This is a genomic window from Salinisphaera sp., from assembly GCF_035690525.1.
Taxonomy (GTDB): domain Bacteria; phylum Pseudomonadota; class Gammaproteobacteria; order Nevskiales; family Salinisphaeraceae; genus Salinisphaera.
The window spans coordinates 19,631-27,111 of the sequence record NZ_DASSKM010000011.1 but is presented as its reverse complement, the minus strand read 5'-3'; the positions used below and the strand labels follow the sequence as shown (position 1 = coordinate 27,111).

General features: G+C 63.7%; 6 protein-coding genes. 4 read left to right on the top strand and 2 right to left on the bottom strand.

All coding sequences use genetic code 11. From position 1 onward, the window contains the following. The 4 genes from VFJ08_RS00820 to VFJ08_RS00805 form a co-directional block, all read left to right on the top strand. A partial coding sequence (locus VFJ08_RS00820) for a carbon-nitrogen hydrolase family protein (RefSeq protein ID WP_324994163.1) occupies window positions 1-1,188 on the top strand: 1,188 nt, incomplete at its 5' end. Window positions 1,189-1,285: 97 nt separating this feature from the next. Further along, the gene (locus tag VFJ08_RS00815; RefSeq protein WP_324994161.1) at window positions 1,286-2,047 is read left to right on the top strand and encodes a ParA family protein; all 762 of its coding nucleotides are present in this window, start codon (window positions 1,286-1,288) and stop codon (window positions 2,045-2,047) included. 37 nt (window positions 2,048-2,084) lie between these two features. Next, window positions 2,085-3,536, top strand: a complete 1,452-nt coding sequence (locus VFJ08_RS00810; RefSeq protein WP_324994159.1) for a nodulation protein NfeD — start codon at window positions 2,085-2,087, stop codon at window positions 3,534-3,536. 2 nt (window positions 3,537-3,538) lie between these two features. Further along, on the top strand, window positions 3,539-4,306 hold the full coding sequence (locus VFJ08_RS00805; protein ID WP_324994157.1) for a slipin family protein: 768 nt from the start codon (window positions 3,539-3,541) through the stop codon (window positions 4,304-4,306). Window positions 4,307-4,326: 20 nt separating this feature from the next. Here VFJ08_RS00805 and VFJ08_RS00800 read toward each other — a convergent pair whose 3' ends face one another. Both VFJ08_RS00800 and mrdA read right to left on the bottom strand, forming a co-directional pair. After that, a complete protein-coding gene (locus VFJ08_RS00800; protein ID WP_324994155.1) occupies window positions 4,327-5,487 on the bottom strand; it encodes a D-alanyl-D-alanine carboxypeptidase family protein in 1,161 nt (386 codons plus the stop codon). 34 nt (window positions 5,488-5,521) lie between these two features. Next, window positions 5,522-7,402 carry a penicillin-binding protein 2 gene (mrdA, locus tag VFJ08_RS00795; RefSeq protein ID WP_324994153.1) on the bottom strand — a complete coding sequence of 627 codons (1,881 nt, stop codon included), beginning with the start codon at window positions 7,400-7,402 and terminating at the stop codon, window positions 5,522-5,524. Between the last annotated feature and the right edge of the window lie 79 nt (window positions 7,403-7,481).

The following is a 7,481-nucleotide window of genomic DNA, read 5'->3' as shown; positions in this document are numbered from 1 at the left end:
CTGCGCCGGCGTTACAGGCAATTCGGCAGCGCCGAAGCCTACGTCGAAGCCGTGGCCGACAAGACCATCCGCGATCGGGTGTTGTCGTTCCAGCTGGCCCAGGGCTACGAACTGCTCGGGGTGATGCCGAACTATCTGCCCGACGATTCCGACTCCATGGGCTACGGCGCCCACCTGCTCTGGCGCAACCCGGAATACAAGTATCGCGAGGATGTGGCCGGCGATTCGCACGTGCATCTGCAGCGCCGCAACACGGTGCGCATCGCCACCGTGCAGTACATGCAGCGCGCGGTCGATTCGTTCGACGAGTTCGCCCAGATCGTGACTTATTTCGTGCGCGAGACCGCCGACGCCAAGGCGGATTTCGTGGTCTTTCCCGAATTGTTCACGGTTCAATTGCTGTCGATCAAGAACGAAGATCTGCATCGGCGTACGGCGATCTGGCGCCTGGCCGATTTTTGCGACGATTTCCGGGAGCTGATGGCGGACCTGGCGGTGCGCTTCAACGTTAATATCATCGCCGGCTCGCATCCGACGCAGGTGGGCGACGAGCTCCAGAACACCGCCTATATCTATCTGCGCGACGGCTCGGAGTATATGCAGCCCAAGATCCACCCGACGCCGGGCGAACGCGAGCACTGGAACATCGTCGGCGGCGATACGCTCAACGCCATCGAGACCGACTGCGGACCGATCGGCGTACTCGTGTGCTACGACAGCGAGTTTCCCGAACTGTCGCGGCATCTGGCCGATCAGGGCATCAATATTCTGTTCGTGCCCTTCTCGACCGAGGACCGGGCCGGCTATCTGCGCGTGCGCTATTCGGCCCACGCGCGGGCGGTCGAAAACCAAATCTACGTCGCGACCGCCGGCAACACCGGCAATCTGCCGCGTATTCACGCAATGGATATGCATTACGCGCAGTCGGCCATCATCACCCCCTGCGACTTCGCCTTCGCCCGCGACGGCATCGCCGCCGATACCACGGCCAACGCCGAACAGGTCGCGATCGCCGATGTACGGCTGGATACGCTGCAGGAGGCGCGCACCTCGGGCTCGGTGCAGAACATGCTCGACCGGCGCCACGATCTGTATCGCGTGCAATGGAAGGCGCGCCGGCGCACCGCGTCCGAGACCGCGCGCTCCGCCGGCAAGCCCATGCCCGCGCGTTCGTCCGACAAGGTCTGATACGGCCGGACCGGCGCGGCTCGACGAGGTGTGGGTGAGCGGCTAAAGTCGAGCGCATGACGATGATATTCGGCGCGGCCTTTCGCCGCGAGCGCTCATGACGACTCGGGTCGTGTTCAACCAAAAAGGCGGGGTCGGCAAGACGACCGTGCTCGCCAATCTCGCCGCCATCGCCGCCGCGCGTGGCAAACGTACGCTGGTCGTCGATCTGGATGCCCAGTGCAACGCCAGCCAGTATCTGCTGTCCTCGGACGGGCGCCAGGCCGAGTGCGGCAGCGCGGATTTTTTCGAGGCCACGCTGGCGCGCGGCCGGCACGGCGAGGAACTCACCGCCTACATCACCGACACGCCGTTCGAGAATCTCTCGATTATCGCCGCGCATCCAGATCTCGAGGAAATCCGGGTCAAGCTCGAGGCCAAACACAAAATCTACAAGCTGCGCCAGGCGCTGGACCGGCTCGAAGGCTTCGACGAGGTCTTCATCGACACCCCGCCGGCGCTGAATTTCTATTCCCAGTCCGCGCTCATTGCCGCCGAACGCGTGCTCGTGCCCTTCGACTGCGACGATTTCGCGCGCCAGGCGCTGTACGCGCTGTTCGACAACGTGCACGAGATCCAGGACGACCACAATCCGTCGCTCGTGGTCGACGGGATCGTGGTCAACCAGTTCCAACCCCGCGCCAAGCTGCCCCGCCGCATGCTCGCCGAACTGGCCGCGGAAGGCCACCCCATCATCGACGCGCACATCAACAGCTCGGTGAAGGTGCGCGAGTCGCACGACGCCTCGATCCCGCTCATCCACTACGCGCCGAGCCACAAGGTCACGCAACAGCTTGTCGCGCTCTACGACACGCTCTGAGCGCATCGGATCGTTCGTGCGCCGCGTTATTCATCGTATGAGTGTTCGATCCCGGCGTTGTTTTTCCCGAATCGCGGCCACCGCCCTGGCGATCATGCTTATCGCCCCGCTATATGCTTCGACGGCCGGCAACGGCGACGCGGGATCAACGGCCCGCGAGATCCCGATCGACGGCGCCATCGGCCCGGCGATCGGCAACTATGTAGTCGATCAGATCGAACAGGCCAACGCCGATCACGTGCCGGTGATCATACTGCGGTTGGACACGCCGGGCGGCCTGTCGGCTTCGATGCGCGACATCGTCAAGGCCGTTCTGAATTCGCGCGTGCCGGTGATCGGCTATGTCGGCCCGCCCGGCGCGCGCGCCGCCAGCGCGGGCACCTATATTCTCTATGCCACGCATATCGCCGCGATGGCGCCGGCCACGAATCTGGGGGCCGCCACGCCGATCGAGATCGGCGGCGCCGGCGACCGCAATGCGCCGGCCAATAACGGCAAGCGCGGCGAACAGGCCGATGCCAATAGCGATGCCACGCCGGATTTGTCCAACGGCGCCACCGAGCGGCGCAAGCAGGTCAACGACGCGGTGGCCTATATCCGCAGCCTGGCCGAGCGCCGTGGCCGTAATGCCGACTGGGCCGAAAAAGCCGTGCGCCAAGCGGCGAGCCTGAGCGCGCGCCAGGCCGCGAAGCGGAACGTGGTCGATCTCATCGCCGACAACCCGCAGGCCTTGCTCACGGCCGTCGACGGCCGCCAAGTAGACACCGCCGCCGGCCCGGTCACGCTGCATACCGCGAATCTGTCGATCGACAAGCGCGCACCCGGCTGGCGCACATCGCTGCTGGCGATCATCACCAATCCCACCGTGGCCTATTTGTTATTCATGATCGGTATCGTCGGGCTGGCCGCCGAGGCCCTGATGCCGGGCGCCACCCTGCCCGGCACCGTCGGCGCCATCAGCCTGATCGCCGCGTTGTTCGCTTTTCATGTGCTGCCGGTAAGCTACGGCGGTGCGGCGTTGATCGTGCTCGGCGTGCTGCTGTTCGTGGCCGAGGCGTTCGCGCCCAGCTTCGGGGCGCTCGGGCTCGGCGGGATCGTGGCGATCGTGTTCGGTTCGATCATGCTTATGGAAAGCGACGTACCGGGGTACGATGTCTCCATGGGGGTCATCATCGGGATCGCGATCGCAGCCGCGCTGATACTGGCGCTGATGGTATGGCTGTTCGCGCGCTCGCGCCGTGCCCGCATCGAGACCGGCTACGAGGGGCTCGTCGGCCGCGACTGTATCGCGCTCACCGACTTCGAGCGCGACGGCCGGGTCTGGCTGCACGGCGAATCGTGGCGGGCGGTGAGCGACACGCCCGTAGCGCGCGACCAGAGCCTGATCGTGACCGGCGTCGACGGCTTGACCGTATCCGTACGTCCGCGCTGCGCCGCCAACGCGTCCGATCATCCGAACAACGCCGGCCGGCGGCCGGAGGGGAACTAAAAATGCTGATCGATATCGTGATCGCCGTGATCGTCCTATTGGCGATCTTTATCTTCATCTCGATAAAAATCCTACCCGAATACGAACGCGGCGTGATGTTCACACTCGGCCGCATGACCGGCGTCAAGGGGCCGGGGCTGTTCTTCGTGGTGCCGGTGGTCCAGAAGATGATCAAGGTCGATATGCGCGTGGCGGTGATGGACGTGCCGGCTCAAGAAGTGATCTCGCGCGACAATGTGTCGGTGCAGGTCAACGCGGTGGTCTATTTTCGTGTGATCGAGGCCAACAAGGCGATTGTCGAGGTCGAGAACTTCTATGCCGCGATCAGCCAGCTTTCCCAGACCACGCTGCGCAGCGTGCTCGGTCAGCACGAACTGGACGACATGCTCGCCGAACGCGAAAAACTCAACAGCCATATTCAGGAGATTCTCGATCGGCAGACCGATGCCTGGGGCATCAAGGTGGCCAACGTAGAGATCAAGCAGGTCGAGCTCGACGAAAGCATGACCCGCGCGATCGCCCGACAAGCCGAGGCCGAGCGTTCGCGGCGCGCCAAGATCATCAACGCGGAGGGCGAACTGCAAGCCGCCGAGAATCTGCGCAACGCCGCACGCGAGCTTTCGGCCGAGCCCCAGGCCATGCAACTGCGCTATCTGCAGACGCTGCTCGATATGGGCAGCAACGAGAACGCAACCATCGTGTTCCCGTTGCCGATGGACTTGATCGAACCGCTGCTCAAGGCCGCCAAGCGCCATACCGACGGCGACTGACGGGCGTCGTCATTACGAACTTACGCGCCTAGCATCAGCCGTAGATCATCGTAAACTCGGGTCACGACGTTGCCGGGGCCGACGGTGGCCCCGGCGTAGAGCGGCACGTCTTTGAGCAATCGTTCATTATAAAGAATGCGCAGCTCGCCAAGCCGTTCGCCCTTGTGTATCGGCGCGATCAGATGCACGGGCAAACGGGCGCGATAGACCAGCGCATCGCGCTGCCCGCGCGGATAGGTGACATTGACCGGCCCCTTGGCCATGACGGCCACTTGATCGGCATCGCCTTTCCAGACGCGCATCCTCTTGACCGGTTGTCCCGCCGGCCAGAGCACGCCGTTGCGATAGAAGCGAAAGGCGTAATTGATCAGGGCATCGCATTCGTGCTTGCGCGCGCGGGCCGATCGCGCACCGAGCACTACGGCGATCACGCGTGTACCGTCATGGCGCGCCGACGCGGCGAGGTGGTAGCCGGCCGCTTTGTCGGCGCCCACGATGCCGCCGCCGACCCGGGGATCGGCCCAAAGTAGCGAATTGCGGTTGTATTGGTGGATGCCGTTGTAGGTGAACGATTTCTGACTGTAATAACGCCGATACAGCTGCGGGAAGCGACGCAGCATCGCGGCGTACAGACGCGCCACATCCGCGGCGCTGACATATTCGCCCTTGGCCGGCTGGCCGGTCACGTTTGCAAAATGACTGTGCGTAAGATTCAACCGCTGCGCGTACTGGTTCATATAGGTTACGAACGTGCGCGTCGTGCCGGCGATGTATTGCGCCAGCTGTACCGCCGCGTCGTTGCCCGAGGTGGTGATCAGGCCGTGCAGCAAAGCGTCGATCGATACCTCGTCGCCGACCTCCAGAAACATCTGCGGACCGTGCATGCGCCAGGCTTTCTCGCTCACCGTGACCTCGGTTTCGGGCGATAGACGGCCGGCGCGGATTTCGCCGAACACGATATAACCGACCATCAGCTTCGAGACGCTGCCCGGCGGCAATTCGCGATCGGCATGTTGGGCCGCCAATGTCTGGCCCGATTGATAAGCCATCAACACATAGCTCGCAGCACCCAGCGAGGGCGGCGACGGCACATCGGGCTGGCGTGCCGCTGCGACCGGTGCGAGCGCCCAAAACCCGGTCAAGGCTCCGATCAGACAAGCGAATGCGACGCAGCGATTCATGGCTCGTTCTCCCCCGTTGACCGGTATGCTTTCGTCACGTCTGGATTGTGCTCGAAGTCTTGTCGGCCGGCGGCGTGTTGTCCAGATACTGATCGATCACCCGCCGCGCGATGGGCCCGGCGATGCTGCTGCCACCGCCGCCATGATCGACGACCACGGCTACCGCGATCCGCGGGTCCTCGATGGGCGCAAAGGCGATGAACAAGGCGTGCGGGCGCACCGGGCGCGGCACCGACATCTCGTCCGGCGCGGCTTGATGCTGCGGTAGGCTCGCTACTTGGGCGGTGCCCGATTTGCCGGCGATCGGATAATCGAGATTCTGGCCGACATACCAATAAGCCGTGCCGTGCGGCGCCGAAACCACGTTACGCATCCCTTGGATGACGATATCCCAATGCCGGGCGTCTTTTAGCCGGATCGGCGGCAGGGCCACCGGCTTGTACTCGTGTAGCTCATTGCTGCCGGCCGAGCGCCAGGCTTTGAGCAGATGCGGCTTGAACCCGTGGCCGCGCTCGGCGATCAGGCTCGTCATCTGGGCCAGTTGCAGCGGCGTGGCTGTGACGTAACCCTGGCCGATCACGGTGTTCAAGGTCTCCCCGGGGTACCAGGGTCGATGCTTGACCCCGTGTTTCCAGGTCGGCGACGGCATCAGTCCGCTGTTCTCCCGCGCCAGATCGATACCGGTTTTCTGCCCCAACCCGAACATGGTGGCGTAGCGATACAGATCGTCGATGCCGGTTTGCAGACCGAGCTTGTAGAAATAGACGTCCGCCGACCGGGTGATCGCCTGAATGAGATTCAACCAACCCTGGCCGGAGCGCTTCCAGCCGCGATAACGATGGCTACTGCCGGGAAGCGTGATATAGCCGGGGCACCACACGCGTTCGTACGGATCGATATTACCGGCCTCCATGCCGGCAAGCGCCATCACCGGTTTGACCGTCGAGCCGGGCGGATATTCGCCCTGAATAGCCCGATTGAACAGCGGATTGCGGTCGTTCGACAACAGTCGATGATAAGCATCCACGCTGATACCGTTGACGAACAGCTCCGGGTCGAAGCTCGGCTTACTGACCATCGCCAGCACCCCGCCGGTTTGTGGATCGAGTGCCACGACGGCGCCCGCCTTGTCGCCAAGCGCATGGAAGGCCGTCTTCTGCAACTCGGCGTCCAGGGTCAGATAAAGCGTGTCGCCGGCCTGCGGCGCATGCCGCTCGAGCTCGCGCAGCGGACGACCGATGGCGTTGACCTCGACCACCCTAGAGCCGGGGTAACCGTGCAACTGCGACTCGTAGCTGTATTCCACTCCGCTCTTGCCGATGTTCGCCGTGCCTTGATATCGACTCGCGTCCACACGTCGCAGATCACTCGCAGTAATGGCGCTGACATAACCGATAACGTGCGCCGCCGCCTTGCCGAGCGGGTACTGGCGCATCAGTCCGGCATGGACTTCCACACCGGGGAAACGGCTGCGATTGACCTCAAAACGGGCAAGAGTGCGCTTGTCGATCCCGGCGACCAGCGGCACGGCCCGATAGCCCGGCCCCGAATCCACACGGTCCAGAAAACGGCGCCGCTCTGCTTTCGAGATCGGCACGATGTCCGCCAGCCGATCCAGCATCGCGTCCATGTCGGATACCCGGTTCGGCACCACGTTAAGCGCATAAGCCGTTCGATTGTCGGCCAGCACGGTATGATCGCGGTCGTAGATCAACCCGCGTACCGGCGGAATCGCCTGTATCCGCGTGCGGTTGTCCCGCGCCGCCACGCGGTAACGATGGTAATCGAGCACCTGGAGATCGACCAGCCGCGCACCGAGCGCCAGAAACAATAGCGCGGCGCCGGCAGCGGCCACCAGCAGCCGGCGACGAAACAAACGTCGTTCGCGTGCGTGATTCTTGAGGCTTTCATTCATGCCTCGTTATCCGTCCCCGTATCCTCGTGGCGCCGTTCGCGCTTTGGCATTCGAGGCTACCAGGAGATTCGCCCGGCCT

What these genes read in the sequence shown, in the direction of transcription:
- VFJ08_RS00815 (WP_324994161.1), top strand. Translation starts at nt 1,286, where the DNA reads ATGACGACTCGGGTCGTGTTCAACCAAAAAGGCGGGGTCGGCAAGACG.
- VFJ08_RS00810 (WP_324994159.1), top strand. Translation starts at nt 2,085, where the DNA reads ATGAGTGTTCGATCCCGGCGTTGTTTTTCCCGAATCGCGGCCACCGCC.
- VFJ08_RS00805 (WP_324994157.1), top strand. Translation starts at nt 3,539, where the DNA reads ATGCTGATCGATATCGTGATCGCCGTGATCGTCCTATTGGCGATCTTT.
- VFJ08_RS00800 (WP_324994155.1), bottom strand. Translation starts at nt 5,487, where the DNA reads ATGAATCGCTGCGTCGCATTCGCTTGTCTGATCGGAGCCTTGACCGGG.
- mrdA (WP_324994153.1), bottom strand. Translation starts at nt 7,402, where the DNA reads ATGAATGAAAGCCTCAAGAATCACGCACGCGAACGACGTTTGTTTCGT.